Source organism: Hymenobacter lutimineralis (assembly GCF_008271285.1).
GTDB lineage: Bacteria > Bacteroidota > Bacteroidia > Cytophagales > Hymenobacteraceae > Hymenobacter > Hymenobacter lutimineralis.
The window spans coordinates 1-19,666 of sequence record NZ_VTHL01000035.1 but is presented as its reverse complement, the minus strand read 5'-3'; the positions used below and the strand labels follow the sequence as shown (position 1 = coordinate 19,666).

The 19,666-nt window shown below is 61.6% G+C and carries 18 protein-coding genes; 9 read left to right on the top strand and 9 right to left on the bottom strand.

Annotation, left to right across the window (positions count from 1 at the left end):
- Window positions 1-79: 79 nt before the first annotated feature.
- Window positions 80-2,128 (bottom strand): methionine--tRNA ligase, encoded by a 2,049-nt coding sequence (gene metG, locus FY528_RS20485; RefSeq protein WP_149072882.1) that lies wholly within the window; start codon window positions 2,126-2,128, stop codon window positions 80-82.
- Between the two features lie 198 nt (window positions 2,129-2,326).
- Here metG and FY528_RS20480 point away from each other — a divergent pair, with 198 nt between their 5' ends.
- Window positions 2,327-2,908, top strand: a complete 582-nt coding sequence (locus FY528_RS20480; RefSeq protein WP_149072881.1) for a hypothetical protein — start codon at window positions 2,327-2,329, stop codon at window positions 2,906-2,908.
- Window positions 2,909-2,987: 79 nt separating this feature from the next.
- Here the strand turns inward: FY528_RS20480 and FY528_RS20475 are convergent, their stop codons facing one another.
- The 3 genes from FY528_RS20475 to msrB all read right to left on the bottom strand — a co-directional run bounded on the left by FY528_RS20475 (window position 2,988) and on the right by msrB (window position 4,930).
- Window positions 2,988-3,332 (bottom strand): hypothetical protein, encoded by a 345-nt coding sequence (locus FY528_RS20475; RefSeq protein WP_149072880.1) that lies wholly within the window; start codon window positions 3,330-3,332, stop codon window positions 2,988-2,990.
- A 75-nt stretch (window positions 3,333-3,407) separates the two neighbouring features.
- Window positions 3,408-4,211 carry a DUF3050 domain-containing protein gene (locus FY528_RS20470; RefSeq protein ID WP_149072879.1) on the bottom strand — a complete coding sequence of 268 codons (804 nt, stop codon included), beginning with the start codon at window positions 4,209-4,211 and terminating at the stop codon, window positions 3,408-3,410.
- Window positions 4,212-4,372: 161 nt separating this feature from the next.
- Window positions 4,373-4,930 (bottom strand): peptide-methionine (R)-S-oxide reductase MsrB, encoded by a 558-nt coding sequence (gene msrB / locus FY528_RS20465; protein ID WP_149072878.1) that lies wholly within the window; start codon window positions 4,928-4,930, stop codon window positions 4,373-4,375.
- A 255-nt stretch (window positions 4,931-5,185) separates the two neighbouring features.
- On the opposite strand from msrB, the gene typA reads away from it, so the two are divergent.
- Window positions 5,186-6,994, top strand: coding sequence for a translational GTPase TypA (typA, locus tag FY528_RS20460; protein WP_149072877.1), 1,809 nt, complete (start codon window positions 5,186-5,188; stop codon window positions 6,992-6,994).
- A 307-nt stretch (window positions 6,995-7,301) separates the two neighbouring features.
- Here the strand turns inward: typA and FY528_RS20455 are convergent, their stop codons facing one another.
- Window positions 7,302-7,853, bottom strand: coding sequence for a fimbrillin family protein (locus FY528_RS20455; protein ID WP_149072876.1), 552 nt, complete (start codon window positions 7,851-7,853; stop codon window positions 7,302-7,304).
- Between the two features lie 136 nt (window positions 7,854-7,989).
- Window positions 7,990-9,396, bottom strand: coding sequence for a urate hydroxylase PuuD (locus FY528_RS20450; protein WP_222931849.1), 1,407 nt, complete (start codon window positions 9,394-9,396; stop codon window positions 7,990-7,992).
- 221 nt (window positions 9,397-9,617) lie between these two features.
- Between FY528_RS20450 and allB the strand changes: the two genes are divergently transcribed.
- From allB to FY528_RS20420, 6 genes are all read left to right on the top strand, one after another.
- A complete protein-coding gene (allB, locus tag FY528_RS20445) occupies window positions 9,618-10,952 on the top strand; it encodes an allantoinase AllB (RefSeq protein ID WP_149072875.1) in 1,335 nt (444 codons plus the stop codon).
- 4 nt (window positions 10,953-10,956) lie between these two features.
- Complete coding sequence (locus FY528_RS20440; RefSeq protein WP_262384072.1) at window positions 10,957-12,216, top strand: allantoate amidohydrolase; 1,260 nt, start codon at window positions 10,957-10,959, stop codon at window positions 12,214-12,216.
- A 120-nt stretch (window positions 12,217-12,336) separates the two neighbouring features.
- Window positions 12,337-13,083: a (S)-ureidoglycine aminohydrolase gene (gene allE / locus FY528_RS20435; protein ID WP_149072874.1), complete on the top strand. Its 747-nt coding sequence runs from the start codon at window positions 12,337-12,339 to the stop codon at window positions 13,081-13,083.
- Window positions 13,084-13,215: 132 nt separating this feature from the next.
- Window positions 13,216-13,722 (top strand): 2-oxo-4-hydroxy-4-carboxy-5-ureidoimidazoline decarboxylase, encoded by a 507-nt coding sequence (uraD, locus tag FY528_RS20430; protein WP_149072873.1) that lies wholly within the window; start codon window positions 13,216-13,218, stop codon window positions 13,720-13,722.
- Window positions 13,719-14,057 (top strand): hydroxyisourate hydrolase, encoded by a 339-nt coding sequence (uraH, locus tag FY528_RS20425; protein ID WP_149072872.1) that lies wholly within the window; start codon window positions 13,719-13,721, stop codon window positions 14,055-14,057. Before uraD ends, uraH begins: the two co-directional genes overlap by 4 nt.
- A 149-nt stretch (window positions 14,058-14,206) precedes the next feature.
- Window positions 14,207-15,637 (top strand): DUF6986 family protein, encoded by a 1,431-nt coding sequence (locus FY528_RS20420; protein WP_149072871.1) that lies wholly within the window; start codon window positions 14,207-14,209, stop codon window positions 15,635-15,637.
- Between the two features lie 149 nt (window positions 15,638-15,786).
- On the opposite strand, the gene FY528_RS20415 is transcribed toward FY528_RS20420, so the two are convergent.
- On the bottom strand, window positions 15,787-16,065 hold the full coding sequence (locus tag FY528_RS20415) for an acylphosphatase (protein ID WP_149072870.1): 279 nt from the start codon (window positions 16,063-16,065) through the stop codon (window positions 15,787-15,789).
- A gap of 124 nt (window positions 16,066-16,189) precedes the next feature.
- On the opposite strand from FY528_RS20415, the gene FY528_RS20410 reads away from it, so the two are divergent.
- Window positions 16,190-16,741, top strand: a complete 552-nt coding sequence (locus tag FY528_RS20410) for a hypothetical protein (RefSeq protein WP_222931848.1) — start codon at window positions 16,190-16,192, stop codon at window positions 16,739-16,741.
- 224 nt (window positions 16,742-16,965) lie between these two features.
- Here the strand turns inward: FY528_RS20410 and FY528_RS20405 are convergent, their stop codons facing one another.
- Window positions 16,966-18,444: a hypothetical protein gene (locus FY528_RS20405; protein ID WP_149072868.1), complete on the bottom strand. Its 1,479-nt coding sequence runs from the start codon at window positions 18,442-18,444 to the stop codon at window positions 16,966-16,968.
- A gap of 34 nt (window positions 18,445-18,478) precedes the next feature.
- Window positions 18,479-19,294: a TrmH family RNA methyltransferase gene (locus FY528_RS20400; protein ID WP_149072867.1), complete on the bottom strand. Its 816-nt coding sequence runs from the start codon at window positions 19,292-19,294 to the stop codon at window positions 18,479-18,481.
- Between the last annotated feature and the right edge of the window lie 372 nt (window positions 19,295-19,666).

Below are 19,666 nucleotides of genomic sequence, written 5' to 3'. Positions count from 1 at the left end.
GAGACTTCTGTTCTGTTTGCCCAACCGGGTTTCAGAACGAAAGTCTCACTTCTCTCCTTCTTAGGTCTCGCTTCTCTTCTTACGCCACGCCGGAACCGGGCCGCACGGAGGAGCTGGGCTGCATGAGGCTGAGCACGCCGTCGGCGTTTTCGGCCATCAGCAGCATGCCCTGGCTTTGGATGCCTTTGATTTCGCGGGGGGCGAGGTTGAGCAGCACCTGCACCTGCTGCCCGATGAGGGCCTCAGGCAGGAAGTGCTCAGCAATACCGCTCACGATGGTGCGGGGCTCCTCGAAACCGAGGTCTACGCTGAGCTTCAGCAGCTTTTTGGTTTTGGCCACTTTCTCGGCGGCCACGATGGTGCCGATGCGCAAATCCATCTGCTGGAACTGCTCGAAGCTCACGTCGTCCTTGGCCGGGGCCGACACAGCGGCGGCCAGCTCGTTGGCTTTCTTGGTGTCGAGCAGCTTCTGCACCTGGGCCTCTACGGTGGCATCTTCAATTTTGGTGAACAGCAACGCGGCCTCGGCTAGCTGATGGCCAGCGGGCAGCGCATCAGGGCGGCCGGCCTGGGGCCAGGTGCCTTTCTCCGTATTCAGCATCCGCCCCAGGCGGGCAGCAGCTTCGGGTAGGAAGGGCTCCAGCAGCGTGACGAGAGCGGCCGCCAGCTGCAAGGAAACGTGCAGCACGGTACCGGTGCGGGCCTCGTCGGTTTTGATGAGCTTCCAGGGCTCCTGGTCGGCCAGGTACTTGTTGCCGAGGCGCGAGAGGTTCATCAGCTCGTTCAGCGCGTCGCGGAAGCGGTAGTTGTCAATCAGCTCCCCGATGCGCTGCGGGAATTCACTTAGCTGGCGCAGCACGTCCTCGTCCTCGGTGGTAAAGCCCACGGCGGCGGGTACCTTCCCCCCGAAAAACTTGTGGGTGAGCACCACGGCCCGGTTCACGAAGTTGCCGAGGTTGGCTACCAGCTCGTTGTTGTTGCGGGCCTGGAAGTCTTTCCAGGTAAAGTCGTTGTCCTTGGTTTCGGGGGCGTTAGCGCAGAGCACGTAGCGCAGCACGTCGGCTTGGCCGGGGAAATCCTGTAGGTACTCGTGCAGCCACACGGCCCAGTTGCGGCTCGTGCTGATTTTGTCGCCTTCCAGGTTCAGGAACTCGTTGGCAGGCACGTTATCGGGCAGGATATAGTCGCCGTGGGCCTTGAGCATCGTGGGGAAGATGATGCAGTGGAACACGATGTTGTCCTTGCCGATGAAGTGCACCAGCTTGGTTTCGGGGTCTTTCCAGTAGGTTTCCCAGGTATCGGGCAGCAGGTCTTTGGTGGCCGAGATGTAGCCGATGGGCGCATCAAACCACACGTACAGCACTTTGCCCTCGGCCCCGGCCACCGGCACGGGCACACCCCAGTCCAGGTCGCGCGTCACGGCGCGGGGGTGCAAGCCCTGGTCGATCCACGATTTGCACTGGCCGTACACGTTGGCTTTCCAGTCGTTTTTGTGGCCTTCCACAATCCACTCGCGCAGCCAAGGTTCGTACTGATCCAAGGGCAGGTACCAGTGCTTGGTTTCGCGCAGCACGGGGTGGTTGCCCGAGAGCATGGAGCGCGGGTTAATCAGCTCGGTGGGGCTGAGCGAGGTGCCGCACTTCTCGCACTGGTCGCCGTAGGCGTTTTCGTTGCCGCAGTTGGGGCAGGTACCCACGATGTAGCGGTCGGCCAGAAACTGGTCGGCCTTCTCGTCATAATACTGCTCGGAGGTCTGCTCAATAAACTTGCCTTCCTCGTAGAGCTTCTTGAAGAAGCCGCTGGCTACTTCAGCGTGGGTTTGGGAAGACGTGCGCGAGTAGATATCGAACGACACGCCGAACTCCTGAAATGAGTCGCGGATGATGGCGTGGTATTTATCCACCACCTGCTGGGGCGTGACGCCCTCCTTCTGGGCCCGGATGGTGATGGGCACGCCGTGCTCATCGGAGCCGCAGATGAATTTTACGTCGCGCTGCTGGGCGCGCAGGTAGCGCACGTAGATATCGGCGGGCAGGTACACGCCGGCCAGGTGGCCAATGTGAACGGGGCCGTTGGTGTAGGGCAGCGCGGCCGTAACGGTATAGCGTTGAGGAAAAGTAGCAGACATGCGAAAACAAGCGAGAAAGCGGCACAACGGCCCGGCAGCGCGGGCATCAGACCACAAAGGAACAAGGAAAATGCAGTATATCCGGCCAAACGCGTATTCACCGCCAATTTGCTGACGAAACCATTTACCTTTAGTCACTAACTGCTCAGGCTACTCAGCGTACGTAAGCTCAACCATTTTCCCAAACCTCTTCTTCCCATGAAAAAAACTGAAAAAGCGCCGGCTGAAAAGAAGGTGAAGAAAACCCCTGCGCAGAAAGCGGAGCACAAGGCTCAGCGCAAAGCCGACAAGGCCAGCAAAGCCGCGACGCGCACCACCGATGCCCTCACGGATGCCCGTTCTACCAAGAAAGCCAGCCAGAAAAAGAGCCTGAAAGCGGCGGCCAAACAGCTGCAGCAGGAGCTCGACAAGCGCATGGACGAAGTAGTGAAGCGCATTCGGCTGGAAACGAAAGCCAAGCTCAAGGAAGTGGTAAAGGAAGCTACCCGCCGCCTCGACGCCGATACGGAGCGCATGTTTGAGCAAGCCCTGCACACGATAGTGCGCCACTACGACACTGGCACCCCCGCCGGCTCCGACAGCATTTCTACTGATACCAGCACGCAGGACGCCAACGCCTCCGAAGCGGCTCCAGCCGCTGCGCCAGCGCCCCGCCGCCCAGCCAGACCCGCCGCCAAGCCGGCTGCTCCGGCTGCTAAGGCCGCCCCTCGCCGCCCCGCCACGTCCCGCAAGCCAGCCGCTCCCACCGCGGAAGCGCCTTCAGGGACGGACGCCGCTTAGCACCAGCGCAAAAGCAAAAAAACGGTCCATCTGCCTTATCAGAGGCAGATGGACCGTTTTTTTGCTTTTGCTAGCCTCACTAGGGCCGGCGCAGGGTATCCACCGGAGCCCCGTTCAGCCGGCGCAGCCGGGTTTCGGGGGTCGAGTTGTTGGGGTCGTCGGTGTTCAGGCTTTCGGGCCGTTTACGCGAGTTGATGCCGCTGCTTTGCTCCCGGATGGGCACGCGGCCCGGGGTAGCATCGGGCACGGAGCCCCCGTAGCCCGCGTTGCTATTGTAGGCTGCCTGCCGGTCGGCGTCGGTGGTAATGGAAGCAGGCGCAGCCGGCCGCTCCCGCTCCACGGCGCTTTCTTCGGCCGTAGTGCAGGAAAGCATACCCGCCAGCACTGGCAGCAACAGGCGGAAAGAACTAGAGGAAAGTCTCATCGAGGCAAAAAAGAAGGTAGCCGAAAACCGGCTGACCTTTCTTACAACGGCGCAGGGGCGCAGAAGTTGAGCCGCCTACCCTACCGCCGCCGGCTGCCGGAGGGCAGCCCGGATTCCGTCCCACAACGCCACGCGGGCCTGCATGCAGCGGGCTGCCACTTCGCGGCTCTCGGTCCAGCGCGCCGCATCGTGGCCGCACAGCTCGCGCACCATCTGCTGGGCTAAAGGGGTGTGTACTTCTTCGTCGAGCTGAATGTGGCGGTCGAGGTAATACGTGAACGTGTCGAGCTGACCGGGGAAGCGCTGGCGCAAATCGTGCACCAAGTGGCGGAACATGGCGGGAATTACGTCTTCGCGGCCAAAGGTGAAGGCTGCGGCCACGGCATGGGGCTGGCCGGCCTCAATAATGCGAAACGTCTCCAGCACAAACGCCCGGACCGAAGCCGGCGCTTCCGCCTGCTGCAGAGCCGCGTCCACGGTAGCGCCGGCCGCCAGGGCAGCCAGCAACTTTTCGATGGGCGCCGTATCGGCGCCGCACTCCCGCATGGCGCGCAGATATAGCTCAAAGTGGCTGGCCGGTCGGCCCTCGGGGTCCAGGTCGGTTTCTTCTTCCAGCACAATGTCGTTGATGAGGCGGCGGGTAACCGGGTTGCCACGCGGCACCCAGGGCACCGCCACGCACGTGAGTTCCCGCTGCAGGGCCTTGAGCAGGGACATAAAATCCCACACCGCAAACACGTGGTGCTGCATAAACACGCGCAAGTCATCCAGGGAATGCAGCGACTGGTACACGCCGTGGTCGATAAGGTGCTGACGAGCCGGCGCCAGGGCGGCCTGCAGGTCGGCAATAGGGTCGTTGGGGGAAGAAAGTGGTGGCATGAGAAAAGCAAAAGGGCAGTGCCTACGGGGCGCTGCCAACGCAACAAACGAAACGGCCCGCCGGCTTGGATTGCCAGCGGGCCGCCCGCAAAAGTAGTAAGCCCGTCAGTTAGCGGCTGCCGGTAGCTGACGGGCCCAACGCTTACCGGTCAGCTGCGGTTTTATTTTGCTTTTTCGAATACCATGCCGTTGCCATCCATGCAGTAGCGCAGGCCGGTGGGCTGGGGACCGTCGTTGAACACGTGGCCAAGGTGGCCGCCGCATTTGGCGCATACCAGCTCGTCGCGGCTCATGCCGTAGCTGTTGTCGGCCGTTACCTTCAGGCTGTTTTCGGAAGCCGGGGCCCAGAAGCTCGGCCAGCCCGTGCCCGACTCAAACTTGGTTTCGGACGAGAACAGCAGATTGTGGTCGGCGGCGCAGTAGTAGTTGCCCTTCTCGTGGTTGTCGTGGTATTTGCCCGTGAAGGCCCGCTCCGTGCCCTGCTGCCGCAAAATAAAGTACTGGTCGGGCGTGAGCTGGGCCTTCCACTGCGCATCGGTTTTGCGGATGGGAAACTCATCGGGCTTGCCCGTCACGAGCCGGGGTTTCGGATAAGCTTTGGCCGCGGCTGTGGGCTGGGTGGGCGCCTGGGGCTTTTCTACGGCCACATTTTTTTTCTGTGAGCAGGCCGAGTTCAGGGTGAAAACCGATAGCAGCAGAACGAGGAAGGAAGAACGCATGAGCAAGAAGAGAAAGTAAAGACAATGAGCGGAAACCCAGGCCAGAACCGGGCTTCGAATACAACATACGCAGCCCGCCTACGGTTCGGCTTTGGCCCATTTAGAAAGTGGCTGCCCGTCCTATTTCGGAACCGCAGGCGCCCAATTAGTTGTCTTAGTTCTCGCCGGCCGTTTCTTCCTCACTCAGTAACAATTAATTACCTGCAAGTTTTTGCGCCAAACATTCCGTACCTTTGCACCCGGAAAACCCATTGTATGCAGAACATTCGCAATATCGCCATCATCGCGCACGTTGACCACGGCAAGACTACGCTCGTGGACAAGATCATTCACGCCTCCAAGCTGTTCGACGAGCACCAGCAGTTCGACGACCTGATTCTGGACAACAATGACCTGGAGCGTGAGCGGGGCATTACCATCGTCTCCAAAAACGTTTCGGTACGGTACAAAGACGTTAAAATCAACATCATCGACACCCCTGGTCACGCCGACTTCGGTGGTGAGGTGGAGCGCGTACTGAAGATGGCCGACGGCGTACTGCTGCTCGTGGATGCCTTCGAAGGTGCCATGCCCCAGACGCGCTTCGTGCTGGGCAAAGCCATTGACCTGGGCCTGAAGCCCATCGTAGTGGTCAACAAAGTTGACAAGGAAAACTGCCGCCCCGATGAGGTACACGAGCAGGTGTTCGACCTGATGTTCAACCTCGGTGCCAACGAAGACCAGCTGGACTTCGTGACCCTGTACGGCTCCTCGAAGCAGGGCTGGATGAGCACCGACTGGAAGCAAAAGACCGACAGCATCATCCCGCTGCTCGACGCCGTGGTGGCTTCCATTCCCCCTGCCCCCCAGCTGGATGGCACGCCCCAGATGCAGGTTACTTCGCTTGACTACTCCTCGTTCGTAGGCCGTATCGCCATCGGCCGCGTGCACCGCGGTACGCTGAAGGAAGGCGCCAACATGAGCCTGGTGAAGCGCGACGGCACCATCAAGAAAGTAAAAATCAAAGAGCTGCAGGTATTCGAAGGCCTGGGCCGCACCAAGGTTTCCGAAGTTAGCTCGGGCGAAATCTGCGCCGTAACCGGCATCGAAGGCTTCGACATTGGCGACACCCTCGCCGACGCCGAGAACCCCGAAGGGCTGACCACCATCAGCATCGACGAGCCGACGATGAACATGCTGTTCACCATCAACAACTCGCCCTTCTTCGGTAAGGAAGGCAAGTTTGTGACCTCGCGCCACCTGCGTGACCGGCTGTTCAAGGAAACCGAGAAAAACCTGGCTTTGCGCGTGAAGGAAACCGACCGCGAAGACACCTTCCTGGTGTACGGCCGCGGCATTCTGCACTTGTCGGTACTCATCGAGACCATGCGTCGCGAAGGGTTCGAGCTGCAGGTAGGCCAGCCCCAGGTACTGTTCCGCGAGGATGAGGAAGGCAACCGCCTGGAGCCCATAGAGCACCTGGTGGTAGACGTACCCGAGGAAACCGCTGGTAAGGTTATCGAGCTGGTGACCATGCGCAAAGGTGAGCTGACCATCATGGAGCCCAAGGGCGACCTGCAGCACCTGGAGTTCAACATTCCGGCCCGGGGCCTGATTGGCCTGCGCAACAACGTGCTGACCGCCACCGCGGGTGAGGCCATCATGAACCACCGCTTCTCGGCCTACGAGCCCTACAAAGGCGTAATCCCCGGCCGTATCTCCGGTTCGCTGATTTCGATGGACACCGGTGCCGGCACTGCTTATACCATCGACAAGATGCAGGACCGCGGTGAGTTCTTTGTGGACCCAGGCGAGGAAGTGTACGCTGGCCAGGTTATCGGCGAGCATACCCGCCCCAACGACCTGACCATCAACATTCAGAAAGGCAAGAAGCTCACCAACATGCGCGCTTCCGGCTCGGACGAAAACGTGAAAATCGTGCCCAAGCGCCAGTTCTCCCTGGAAGAAGCCATGGAATACATCCAGAAGGATGAGTACCTGGAAGTAACGCCCAAGTCGGTGCGGATGCGTAAAATCCTGCTCGACGAAAACGAGCGTCTGCGTTCGGCCAAGAAAGTAGACTAGTTTTCTATAGTCTGTTAGCCAATGGCTTTGCGCCGTTGGTCTGGAAAGAGGCGCGGCCAGAGGCTGCGCCTCTTTTGTTGAGGGTGAGGGCGGCTGGTGCAACATCTTTTCCGGGCAATCAGTCTGGCAACAACTCAACCGCCGAGCCCCGGCTTGGCTGCTAAGCCCAACTCGGCCACAGTGTGGCACTCCTTCAAGCTAAAATGCCCGGCACACTCAGCGTGCCGGGCATTTTAGCTTGAAGGAGTACTGTTTATGTCGCGCGGTTCCGTAAGCAGATACGGCGCTAAGTGCTCAGCACCGAAGACTAGTCTACTTCCTCTTCGCCAGTAGGGAAGCCAAAGCAGCTCAGGGTGTTGAAGTAGCTTACTTCCGTGAAGGCACTGCGCTTGCTGGACTTCTCGGCGTGGGCAAAAGCCCGGAATACGTACGTTGTCCCGCAGGCCAGCGCATCGGTGCAGGAAGCCGAAGCACCGTTATCCAACAACAGACTGCCAACGTTGACTACCGCCGATTCTCCGGCGGCCAGGGCGTAGCGGGAGTCCCGGGCGTTACCGCTAAACGAGGCTTTGCACGCCAGCGCATCGTTCCATACACCACCGCTGGCAGCAAAATCGGCGGCCGTCATCCACTGCAAGGAAAAGCCAGCCGGTGCCCCGGTAGCGCCGGCCGTAACCTGCACCCCGATAAAGGTTTTATTGGTAAATGCCTGGCTGAGGGTGGGGGTAGAAAGGGCACCCGCCTTGGCGTCAGCGCCAACACGGGCCGCCAGCGGCTGCACCGCATCCGACTCTTTTGAGGAACAGCCGGCTAGAGACAACGCCAGGCAGCAAAGTGCTTGATAGAAAAAGTGTTTCATGAAGCAAGAGGTTTGTAAGGGGACTGTGTTTAAAAGCCGAACAAGGTAAAAATATATTCATTAAAACCCCTATTTTCTATGAATATTCATACAAAACGAAAGCTCCTGTTTTTCTACCCGTTCAAGCTGGCTAGCCCTACTCCACCTTTGCTCCTTGCTCTATCCAGCATCGTAGTAGGTTCCGCTCCTCCTGAGTCATGTGGGTTTTGTTGTTCTGGGGCATCGTTTTGGTTACGACCACGCGCTGCATGATTTTGTCTTTGAGACGGGCTATGTCCTGGGGCGTGTCGAACATCACGCCGTTGGGCGCAGTAGTGAAGACCTCATCAGTAGGCTGAGCGGAGTGGCAGCGCACGCACCGCAGCTGCACGATGCCCTGGACCTGGGCCACCCCCACGTTGGGCGTACAGGCAGGGCCCGCGCCGGTTTCGGTTTTTGGGGCCGTGACGAAAGCCACGGCCAGCAGCAGGCCCGCCGCCAACGGGAATACCAGGCCGGTAGCCTGGTGCTTTTCGCGCAGGTTCAGCCAATGCTTGATACCAGCCGTGCCCAGGGCAATGGCGGCCAGCACTGCCCACGGGTAGCTATGCCCGAACGTGCTGGGGAAGTGGTTGCTGATCATCACGAACAGCACCGGCAGCGTGAAGTAGTTGTTGTGCAGGGAACGAAGGCCGGCGTGCTTGCCCAGCTCGGGGTTGAGAGGCTGGCCTTCGGTGGCGGCCTTTACCATAGCTTTCTGGGCCGGGATGATGATAAAAAACACGTTGCCCACCATGAGCGTGCCCAGCATGGCCCCGAAGTGCAGGTAGGCCGCCCGGGCGCTGAACACCTGGCAGTAAAACCACGCGAAGGCCGTGCAAATCAAAAAACCCAGCACGGCCATAACCAGCCCGTTCTTCACCAGCGGGGTGCGGCACAGCACATGGTAGAGCACCCAGGCCACTACAAAGGACCCGATACCAATAGCCACCCCGGCCAGCGGACTGATGGCCAGCACCTGCGGGTCGATGAGCATGGAACCGGCGTTGAAGTAGTACACCACGCACAGTAAGCTGAAGCCGGTAAGCCAGGTGAAATAGGCTTCGTACTTAAACCAGTGCAGGGCCTTGGGAATCTGGGGTGGGGCCAGCTTGTACTTTTCCAGGTAGTAGAAGCCGCCGCCGTGCACGGCCCAGAGGTTGCCCGCCAGCTCCTCGCGCACGTTTTCGGTGCGGTTGAGGGTATTTTCCAGAAACACGAAGTAGAAGGAGGCCCCAATCCAGGCAATACCGAAGGTGACGTGCATCAGGCGCACCACAATATTGAGCCACTCCATGAGGTGGCCTTCCCAGGGCGTGCCCTGCACCAGCAGGTAGAATACCAGCAGTAGAAACAGCACGGCCAGCACCGTGAGGCCATAGCCGAAGCCCTGCATGGTCAGGCCTCCCTCGCCCAGGGCCCCACCGTGCCGGTGGGTGCGGGCTACCCGGTGCAGCACCCAGCTGGCGCCCAGAATCAGGAAAAACACTGCCGCCACCACCAACAAAACCACGACGTGCATCATAACGCAAACAGGAACGCGTCCCGAAACTCCGTTTCGGGAAAAGGTAAATACGCTGTAAATCAAACGGCCAGAACCCGCCAAAATGCTATCTGCCAGCCGTTAGCCTCTCTAAAGAGCTACCCTTTGCACTTGATTTTGACGGTTTCGGCCCGTGAAAGGCCGCGCAGGCAGCACTTCGTGTTTGAAATATTCTCATTTTGTAGCACAGTTCACTACACTTCATGCAGGATTTCGCCTTAGTCAGTAAAAAAGTGGTGCTGCCCACCGGCGTGCAGCCGGCGCTGGTGGTCGTGCAGGCCGGGCGCATTGCGGCGGTGCTGGAGCCCGGCGTGCCTGTACAAATGCCCATTATCGACCTGGGCCACCGGGCCTTGCTGCCGGGCCTCATCGACCCGCACGTGCACATCAACGAGCCGGGGCGTACTGCCTGGGAAGGCTTCGACACTGCCACCCGCGCCGCCCTGGCCGGGGGCCTTACCACGCTCGTGGATATGCCCCTAAACTCGGCGCCCGTCACGACTTCGGTAGCCAACTTGGAACTGAAGCTGGCCGCTGCCCGCCAGAACCTGCACACCAACGTGGGTTTCTGGGGCGGTATCGTACCCGGCAATGCGGCGGAGGTGGAAGGACTGATTAACCACGGCGTGCTCGGCTTCAAAGCTTTTCTGACCCACTCCGGCATCGACGATTTTCCGAATGCTACCGAGGCCGATCTGCGCGCCATGATGCCCCTGCTGGCTCGCCACGGCCTGCCCCTGCTGGTGCACTGCGAGCTAAGCCAGGACGATGACACCTGGAAGCAGGGCGACAAGCAGTCGTACCCGAACTACTTGGCCTCCCGACCCAGAAGCTGGGAAGACGAAGCCGTGGCGCTGATGATCCGGCTGTGCCGGGAAACAGGCTGCCGCACACACATCGTGCACCTTTCCTCGGCTGACTCCCTGCCCCAGCTGGCTGCAGCCAAGGCCGAAGGGCTGCCCATTACAGTGGAGACCGGCCAGCATTATCTGTTTTTTGCTGCCGAGGACATTCCCGACGGGCAAACCCGCTTTAAGTGCGCCCCGCCCATCCGCGAGCAAGCCAACAACGAGCAGCTCTGGCAAGCCCTGCAAACCGGCCTCATCGACTTCGTAGCCACCGACCACTCCCCTGCCCCGCCCGACCTCAAGCAGCTCGATTCCGGCGACTTCACCACGGCCTGGGGCGGCATTGCTTCCCTGCAGCTGGCCTTGCCGGTGCTTTGGACGGCGGCCCAACCGCGCGGCGCTTCCCTAGTGGATCTAGCGCACTGGCTGAGCGCCAACCCCGCCAAGCTCGTCGGCCAGGCTCACCGCAAAGGCCAGATTGCCGCGGGCTTCGATGCCGATTTGCTGGTACTCGATGAGGAAGCCACGTTCACGGTCACCGAAGAGCTGCTGCACCACCGCCACAAAACCAGCCCCTACGTGGGCCAGCAGCTGCGCGGGGTGGTGGAGCAAACCTATCTGGCCGGCCAGTTAGTGTACAACCGGCCCGAGTTCATCAGCCTACACCAAGGCCAGGTCGTTACCCGCTAGCCGTATGATGACTGACTATTCTGCCCGCGCCGCTCGGGTGCTGGGACACATTGAGGAGTTGGCCGCCATCAGTGAGGATGCGCAGGGGGTAACGCGCACGTTCGGCACCGAGGCCTTCCAGCAGGGCCGGGCTTTGGTGGAAAGCTGGATGCGCGCCGCCGGCCTGGAAACCCGCCTCGACGCCATCGGCAACGTGCGCGGCCGCCTCGTGTGCCCTGATCCTGCCGCCAAAACCTTCGTCATCGGCTCCCATATCGATACGGTGGTGAATGCCGGCAAGTACGACGGCCCCCTGGGCGTACTGCTGGGGCTGGACTTACTGGAACAGTTGGCCAGCCAGCCAGCGGCGCTGCCTTTTCACCTGGAGCTCATAGCCTTCAGCGACGAAGAAGGCGTGCGGTTTCATACCACGTACCTGGGCAGCAAAGTTGTGGCCGGCTCCTTCGACCCGAGCCTGCTCCAGCGCCCCGACGCCCACGGCCACACCCTGGCCGAGGTGCTGACCGCCATGGGTGGCAGGCCCGAAGAGCTAGCCGCCGACGCGCTGCCGCCGGAAAGCTGGCTGGGGTACTTTGAAATGCACATCGAGCAGGGCCCGGTGCTTTGGGAGCAACCCGCCCCGGTGGCGCTGGTGACGGCCATTGCCGGGCAGCGCCGCGTAGAGCTGACGTTCCGGGGCATGGCCGGCCACGCCGGCACCGTGCCCATGCGCATGCGCCAGGATGCCCTGACGGCCGCCGCCGAGTTTGTGCTGGCCGCCGAGCAATTCGCTCAACAGCACGGCCAGAACCTGGTAGCCACCGTGGGCAAGCTGTACTTGCCGCAGTCGGCCAGCAACGTGATTCCCGGCGAAGTCGTCTGCAGCCTCGACTTGCGCAGCCCCGACGAAACCCAGCTGGCCGCCGCCTACGCGCAGCTGCAGGCCCAGGCCGCTGCCATTGGGCAGCGCCGCCAGGTGGAGGTGAGCTGGAACCTTATTCAGCAAACCGCGCCCGTCGCCTGCGACGCGGCCCTGAATGCGGAGCTTGCTCAGGCCATTGCCGAGGCCGGCCACGAAGTTATTTCCCTGGTAAGCGGGGCCGGCCACGATGCAGTGCCCATTTCGCAGGTGGCTCCGGCTACCATGCTATTCATTCGCTGCTACAAAGGCATCAGCCACAACCCGCTCGAAAACGTGGAGCTGCCTGACGTGGCGGCAGCCCTCGAAGTAGCGGAGCGTTTCCTCACCCGAATACTTCACCAACATACGCCTGGGTCCTGCTGAGCGGACTCGGGGCATCTCTCCCGCTTCGTCTGAATATCACTGCAACGAAGCGGGAGAGATGCTTCGGCTGCGCTCAGCAGGACGACTCCGTTTTTCTTCGTCATTTCATCCTTCCCTGATATGGAAATTTCTGCTCTTACCCGGTCCGTTGTCAAGCGCAACCACGCCATTATTGCCCCGGATGGCTACATCAACAGCAACGTACCAGGCTGGACAAACTGCACCGTTAACGTCATCATTAACGAGCAGATGGGCGCCCGCCTGGCTCAGACGCTGATTACCCTGCGCGCAGGTGGCCAGCTGAGGGGCCGCACCGAGGCTGCGCAGATTTTCTTCTACGTAGTGGCCGGCCAAGTACAGGTCACTGTTGATGGGCAGGACCGCACCCTCACCGAAGGCCAGTACGTGTACGTGCCCATTGAGCAGGATTACCTGTTTCAGCAGCCCACGGACGGCACGCAGGTGCTGACGTTCCACAAAACCTACGAGCCGCTGGCGGGCCACGCGGTGCCGGGCGTGGTGTTTGGGGAGCGGGACATTGCCAAGGCCCCGGTGTACATGAACGACGAGGCCCTGCGTATCCAGGAGCTGCTGCCGAATGAGCTGGGCTTCGACATGGCCGTGAACATCTTCACTTACAGCACCGGCGGGCATTTGCCGATGGTGGAAACCCACATCATGGAGCATGGCCTGCTGTACCTGCAGGGGCAGGCCATCTATATGCTCGATCAGCAGTGGTACCCTGTAAAGAAGGGCGACTCCATCTGGATGGCGCCCTACTGCCAGCAGTGGGCCACCGCCATGGGCCAGGAAGACTCGGTGTACATCTACTACAAAAACGTGAACCGCTTCCCCACGGTGGTGTAACTACCGCAACAGGCAGAAATGAACGTCATGCTGAGCGAAGTCGAAGCATCTCTACCGCTTCGTTGGAGTCGCTCTACGAAGCGGTAGAGATGCTTCGACTTCGCTCAGCATGACAGACGATTTTCAAGTTCTATGACCTTAACCGAACTCAACCACCTCCCCCGCCCGGCCCTGACGGAAGCCCTGCGCAAGTGCTGCGGGGCCGAAGCTTGGGTGACGCAGATGGCCAACCTTTTCCCCGTAGCCGATGAGGCCACGTTGCTGGCCGAAGCCTCTCGTATTTGGAACAACCTGACCGAAGCCGACTGGCGCGAGGCATTCACGCACCATCCTAAAATCGGGGACGTGGCCTCGCTCAAGGAAAAGTTTGCCAGTACCAGCGCCTGGGCCGCCGGGGAGCAGGGCGCCGTGGCTCAAGCTTCGGAGGAAACGCTGCACGCGCTGGCCGCCGGCAACGAGGCCTACGAGCAAAAGTTCGGCTATATCTTCATCGTGTGCGCTACCGGTAAGTCCGCCGATGAAATGCGGGCCTTGCTCCAGGCCCGGCTGCCGAACGAGCCGGCCGAGGAAATCCGCGTGGCCGCCGAAGAGCAACGCAAAATCACCGAAATCAGGCTGAAGAAGCTGCTGACCGCATGAGCCACCTTACCACCCACATTCTGGATACGACCCTGGGCCGCCCCGCGGCCGGGGTGACCATTGCGCTATACGGGGAGCAGGCCGAGAGCTGGCAGGAGCTGGCCCGCGGGCAAACCAACCAGGATGGCCGCATCCCCAACCTGCTGCCCACGGACGACGCCTTGCCAGTTGGCACCTACAAGATGAAGTTCTTCACCGCCGAGTATTTCGCCCGCCTGGGCACGGCCACGTTCTACCCCTTCGTGGAAATTGTCTTCACCATCAGCGGCCCCGAGCACTACCATATTCCCCTCCTGCTGAATCCGTTCGGCTACACCACCTACCGCGGCAGCTGATTCCTATATTGGTTGTCCGTCATGCCGAGCACAGCCGAGGCATCTCGCGTGCTGATGTTGTTGATTCTACTACACGAGCGAGATGCCTCGGCTGCGCTCGGCATGACGTTCTACTACAACAAACTTCCCCTTCCCACCTCTCCCTCCATATGAAACTCAGTCTTCCCGAAGCCGATAAAAACCAGCTGCTTGAGCAACTGGGCGTGGCTAACCGTCATTTCCAGCAGGTGTACCCCGGCGACCGGCCCGACCGCCAGCCGGTGCATACCGTGTACGGCGGGGCCAACCTGTTTAAGTCGGATACCTGCGTACGCATGGGTGAAATTGCCCTGGGCAGCCTGCGCACCTACGCACCAAATTTCGTGGAGCTGGCCCGCGTGCTGCGGCTGAGCGGACACGAGCACCTGCCTACCCTGGGCGCCGACGTGGCCGATCTTACCCAGCGCCTCGATGCTATGAGCGAGGAAGACCGCAAAAAGCAGCCCGCCTGGCTGGCGTACTCCGTCTACAACAAGATGCTGCGCAAGCTCCAGACCGAAGCCGTGGAAGACTTCCGCATCGACTTCGAGGATGGGTTCGGCAACCGGCCCCACGACGAGGAAGACGCCACGGCCGTGCAGGCCGCCAAGGAAGTAGCCGTAGGCATGCAGAACGGCACGCTTTCCCCCTTCATTGGCATCCGCATCAAGCCGTTCACCGAGGATTTGAAGGCCCGGGGCGTGCGTACGCTCGACATTTTCCTGAGCACCCTGCTGGCCGAAACCGGCGGCAAGCTGCCCGACAACTTTGTGGTGATGCTGCCCAAAGTGACCATTCCCGAGCAGATGAGCACCATGGTGCGCCTGTTTGAGCTGCTGGAAAAAGCCAACCACCTCGCGCCCGGCACCCTGCGCATGGAAACGATGGTGGAGGCCACCCAGATTGTGATGGACGAGGAAGGCCGCAACCCGCTCATGCGCATCATCCGGGCCAGCGAGGGGCGCTGCGTGGCGGCCCACTTCGGCACCTACGACTACACCGCCTCGGCCGGCATCACGGCCCGGTACCAGACCATGGCCCACCCCGTCTGCGACTTTGCTCACCACATGACCAAGGTGGCCCTGGGCGGCACCGGCATCTTCCTCTCCGACGGTGCTACCAACGTAATGCCCATTGGCCCGCACCGGGGCGAAAACCTGAGCTACGAGCAGCTGCGCGAAAACCGCGAGTCGGTGCACAACGCCTGGCGGCAGGGCTTTGCGCACACCACCCACTCGCTCATCAACGGCCTCTACCAGGGCTGGGATTTGAACCCCGCCCAGCTGCCCATGCGCTACGCGGCCACCTATGCCTTCTTCCTGAGCTCCTACGAAGATGCCCTGCACCGCCTGCGCACCTTTGTGGAGCGGGCCGCTATCAGCACCCTAACCGGCGACATTTTCGATGATGCGGCTACGGGCCAGGGTTTGCTCAATTTCTTCCTGAAAGCCCAGAACTGCGGCGCCATCACCGAGGAGGAAGTGCTGGCCACCGGCCTGACCCAAGAAGAAATTCAGTCCCGCTCCTTCTTCCGCATCCTCGAAGGCCGCCGGAAGAAATAGAGGGTTGGCTGGTTGGCCATAGAAGCTGCCTGTCATCCTGAGCAAAGCGAAGGACCTTCCCCCGTCAGAACGACCATCGTAAATACGACTTGTTCTAGCGTGATAAGGCCCTTCGCTTTGCTCAGGATGACAGGCGTTTTTCTCCTCTCTTATCGCCGCACTTCAAACCCGTCGTAGCCCTGCACCGGACCGGAAGAAGGTTCTACTTTTTCGACGCGGGCCAACGGGGGGCCGTGGCGGCACCAGGCTTCCAGCGCGTCCAGCGCCTCGGGGGTGCCTTCGGCTTCGATGGTGACGGTGCCGTCGGGGTTGTTGCGGGCATAGCCGCTGAGGCCCAGGCGGCGGGCCTCCTGCTGGGTGCTTTGGCGGAAGAAAACGCCTTGAACGCGGCCGTGGACGTGGAAAATGCGGTGGTGGAGCTGGCTCATGGGAAGCAAGATACGGGGGGGCGCGGCAGCTACTGCCTGCCAGTATACGGTGGGCGCGGGCTGGTTCGTTCTGGCGGTTCCTTCTTCACCCTCTTCCCCCTCAGCCTTTCTTCCGATGGCGAAAGTGCGACACAACCTTCTTCTCCAGGGCCTGAGCGGAATGCTGGGCAAACAACTGGTGGTGCGGCAGCTGGCCGATGGGCAAACCCTGGTGTGTGCGGCCCCCGCACCTTCGGGCAAGCCCCGCTCCCAGGCCCAGCTGGCCCGGCAGCAGCAGTTCCAGGCGGCCGCCCGGTACGCCCGGGCGGCCCTGGCCGACCCTGCCCTCGGGGCGCTGTATACGGCGGCAGCCGAGGCCACCGGGCGCCGCCCCCACAACCTCTGCCTGGCCGATTTCCTGACGCCCCCGTGCCTGCTGAGCGTGGGCCCCGACCCCACCTGCCCAACCCGCCTGCACCTGTTGGTAAGCAACCCGGTAGCCTTGCACCGAGTGGACGTGCGCCTCGAAACCCCGGCGGGGCAGGTGCTGGCCGCGGGCCCGGCCGAGCCCTTGCCCCGGCCTAATGCCTGGCAGTATACGCCCACAGCTGCTTTACCTTCCTGGGCCAGCCTACAGGTCTACCTCACCCTCACCGACTTTCCCGGCAACACTGTGCAGGCGGTTGCCATTCTCTGAAAAGTACAACCGGGCCGCACCTCACCCGGCTACGCAGCTTATACGAAGCTACATCGAACCTACAACGAACAAACACCGAAGCTACTACGCTGACAGAGGCCGTGCATTTCCAGGCATAGTGCTAATTCTTTGTTTGCAAGCCTACGGGTCTGCGGCCCGGCGGTGTTCTGCCTGCTCCGGGCTGGGGGAAGCAGCAGGCCCAGCCCAGGGCAGCCCGCTTCGGGTTACTGCAGCTCGTACACGTAGAATTTCTGAAAGCGGTAGGCGTAGCGGTACTGGCCGTAGCGCTGCCCGGGCACGGGGACGGGCACCCCCAGTACGTGCCGGGAATTCTCGTCGAGGATGATGACCTGCCGCTGGAAGCGGGCAGCTTCCTCAAACAAGCTCAGGCCGCCATCGGGTATCTGGCCGGTTTCCATCAGCACTTTATAGCAGGTGGTTCCCTGGATGGAAAAGGCCTCCATCTCGTGGAAGATAAATTCCAGAGGAGCCACCACCCGGCTATGGCGGTAGCGGGTTAGTTGCTGCGCCAGCTGCCGGTTCTGAGTGGGCTGGTCTTCATGCTGGCTAAAGAGGTAGCCCGTGAAACCAATATTGGCAACCAGGTACAGGGCCAACAGGACCTGCAGGGCCTTGGGCAGCCACGCGGGGCGCGGGGGCTGGTGCACAAACGCCAGGGTGATAACCAGGCACAGATGGGGCAGGTAGAGCAGTAGGTATTTTGTGGTCTTGCCCTGGGCCAGGCAGGCCAGCGCCCCTATCATGAACAACAGGTAGAGCACGGCATCGGCCAGGCGCGGCGTGCGGTAGCGGGACTTGTAGAGCACCACGGCCGAAGTTAGCACCAGCAGGCTCAGGGTTACTTCGGCGGGTGAGTGAAAAAACCGCTTCTGCTCATCCAAAACGTAGCCCAGGTACGTCAGCAGTCGGGGCTGGGCGTGCTTCATGGCCGGGGTCAGCTGCCTGATGTACACTGCCCAGGCCTCGTGGGCAATGACGTCCCAGAAGCAGGCAGAAAACACGCCCAGGGCCACACCCGAAAACACCAGCATAGCCCCAAAGCGCCGGCGCAAAAGCAGCAGCCCGGCCCCGGCTACCACAAAGATCAGCCCGTTGAAGTGGGTGAGAGCCGCCAGTCCCGCCAGCAGGGCCGCCAGCAGCACATATAAGCTTCTGGGCTGGGCAGTGTGCAGGTAGCGCTGCAGAAAAATCCAGGAGCCAAACCCTAGGAACATGAGCATGACCTCTGGCCGGAACACGTAGCCATACTCCACTACCAAGGTGTTGCCCAGCAGCAGGGCATAGAACAGGTAGCAGGCCGGGGCCGTAGGCAGGAAATGGGCCCGCAGATGGCGGTAGCTGACGAGCAGGAAAGCGCCGAGATACGTCAGGCTGATTAACTTCAGCACCAGGGCCGACCAGCCCACGAGCCGAATAACGCCGGCCCCCTGCCACACAAACAGCCAGTGATACACCCATTGGCGCTGCTCGGCGTGCAGCAGGCCCCGGAAAAGCTCGGAGCGCACCCGCCCTTCTTTGGCCGCCCAGTAGGCCTGCTCCCCTATCCAGGCCTCGTCGCCGTGCAGCACGCGCTGGTAGAGGCTCCCCACGAATACCGCTACCACCAGCACGAGCAGCCACCGGTAATAGCCCCCCGCGGGCGGCTGGGGAAGGGTGGCGGTCGGCGGGCCGGATAGCGTCATGGGGAAGGAATAGGCGGGAAATACGGCGAATACGCTATGCGCCGCGCTGGCGTACGGCCTCGAAGGTAAGAATGGCCGTGGCAGTACTCACATTCAGCGAGTCGATGGCCCCGCGCATGGGAATGATGATGGTCTGGGTGCAGGCCTGCCGAAGTTCGGGGGTGAGGCCATCGGCTTCGGTGCCCATGACCAGGGCCGTGGGGCCCCGGAAGTCGCAGGTGGTGTAGGGCACGGCGTGTTCGGTGAGGGCCGCGGCGTAGGTGCGGATGCCGTGCTGCTGGCACCAGGCCAGCAGCTCCTCGCGGGTGGTGGCCACCGTGGGCACCGTAAACGAGCACCCGATGGAGCTGCGAATGGCGTTGGGGTTGAACAAGTCGGTGCGCGGGTCGCAGACGATGACGGCCGTGGCCTGGGCCGCGTCGGCGGTGCGCAGGATAGCGCCCAGGTTGCCGGGCTTCTCCACAGCCTCCAGCACCAGCAGCAGCGGGGCCTTCGGCAGGTGGAGGCTGGCCAGGGTACGCTGTGGAGGGCGGGCCAGGGCCAGCACCCCGTCGGAGCCTTCGCGGTAGGCCACTTTCTCGAACACCGGCCGGGAAACGGCAAACCATTCGGGGCGGCTTTCCGCAAACAGCGCCTGCAGCTGCGCCAGCCGCTCGGTGCCGGCCAGCTCGGGGCACACAAACAAGGCCGGTACGGCCACGCCCGCCCCATGGGCAATGGTAAGCTCCCGCAGCCCTTCAATAATGGTAAGCCCCTGGGTTCGGCGCTCCGACGACTTCTGCTGGAGTTTGAGCAGGTTCTTGATGCGCGGATTCTGCGGGGAGGTAATGGGGTCAGAGGGAAAAGCCATAGGGAAAGCAAACATACCAGCCACGAAGATACACCCTCCCGCTACGTCGCTTGCGCCAGGCTGGCCCCTTGGCCGGAAACCCGTAGGTTTTGGCCAGGCGCTTTCTGCGGGCGGCAGTAGGACCGTCCGGGGTTTCGATAGTACTTTGCGCTTTCTTCGCACTGGCTTTCGTGGCCCCTCCAGCGGGGTACCCTGCCCCACCCTATTGCCGCAATACGCATTTGGCTTATTTCCTTTCTTCCATACTCCTATGAAACCGCTTTTACGGCTTGCCTGCCGCGCCCTCGGGGTGGCCTTGCTCCTCCCGGCTCCGGCAGTAGCCCAATCTTCTCAGATGAAGAACTGGGTGCTATCCCCCACCCGCATCAATTT

Excerpts from the sequence above, each read along its gene's own strand:
- metG (WP_149072882.1), bottom strand. The coding sequence starts at position 2,128 with ATGTCTGCTACTTTTCCTCAACGCTATACCGTTACGGCCGCGCTGCCC.
- FY528_RS20480 (WP_149072881.1), top strand. The coding sequence starts at position 2,327 with ATGAAAAAAACTGAAAAAGCGCCGGCTGAAAAGAAGGTGAAGAAAACC.
- FY528_RS20475 (WP_149072880.1), bottom strand. The coding sequence starts at position 3,332 with ATGAGACTTTCCTCTAGTTCTTTCCGCCTGTTGCTGCCAGTGCTGGCG.
- FY528_RS20470 (WP_149072879.1), bottom strand. The coding sequence starts at position 4,211 with ATGCCACCACTTTCTTCCCCCAACGACCCTATTGCCGACCTGCAGGCC.
- msrB (WP_149072878.1), bottom strand. The coding sequence starts at position 4,930 with ATGCGTTCTTCCTTCCTCGTTCTGCTGCTATCGGTTTTCACCCTGAAC.
- typA (WP_149072877.1), top strand. The coding sequence starts at position 5,186 with ATGCAGAACATTCGCAATATCGCCATCATCGCGCACGTTGACCACGGC.
- FY528_RS20455 (WP_149072876.1), bottom strand. The coding sequence starts at position 7,853 with ATGAAACACTTTTTCTATCAAGCACTTTGCTGCCTGGCGTTGTCTCTA.
- FY528_RS20450 (WP_222931849.1), bottom strand. The coding sequence starts at position 9,396 with ATGATGCACGTCGTGGTTTTGTTGGTGGTGGCGGCAGTGTTTTTCCTG.
- allB (WP_149072875.1), top strand. The coding sequence starts at position 9,618 with ATGCAGGATTTCGCCTTAGTCAGTAAAAAAGTGGTGCTGCCCACCGGC.
- FY528_RS20440 (WP_262384072.1), top strand. The coding sequence starts at position 10,957 with ATGATGACTGACTATTCTGCCCGCGCCGCTCGGGTGCTGGGACACATT.
- allE (WP_149072874.1), top strand. The coding sequence starts at position 12,337 with ATGGAAATTTCTGCTCTTACCCGGTCCGTTGTCAAGCGCAACCACGCC.
- uraD (WP_149072873.1), top strand. The coding sequence starts at position 13,216 with ATGACCTTAACCGAACTCAACCACCTCCCCCGCCCGGCCCTGACGGAA.
- uraH (WP_149072872.1), top strand. The coding sequence starts at position 13,719 with ATGAGCCACCTTACCACCCACATTCTGGATACGACCCTGGGCCGCCCC.
- FY528_RS20420 (WP_149072871.1), top strand. The coding sequence starts at position 14,207 with ATGAAACTCAGTCTTCCCGAAGCCGATAAAAACCAGCTGCTTGAGCAA.
- FY528_RS20415 (WP_149072870.1), bottom strand. The coding sequence starts at position 16,065 with ATGAGCCAGCTCCACCACCGCATTTTCCACGTCCACGGCCGCGTTCAA.
- FY528_RS20405 (WP_149072868.1), bottom strand. The coding sequence starts at position 18,444 with ATGACGCTATCCGGCCCGCCGACCGCCACCCTTCCCCAGCCGCCCGCG.
- FY528_RS20400 (WP_149072867.1), bottom strand. The coding sequence starts at position 19,294 with ATGGCTTTTCCCTCTGACCCCATTACCTCCCCGCAGAATCCGCGCATC.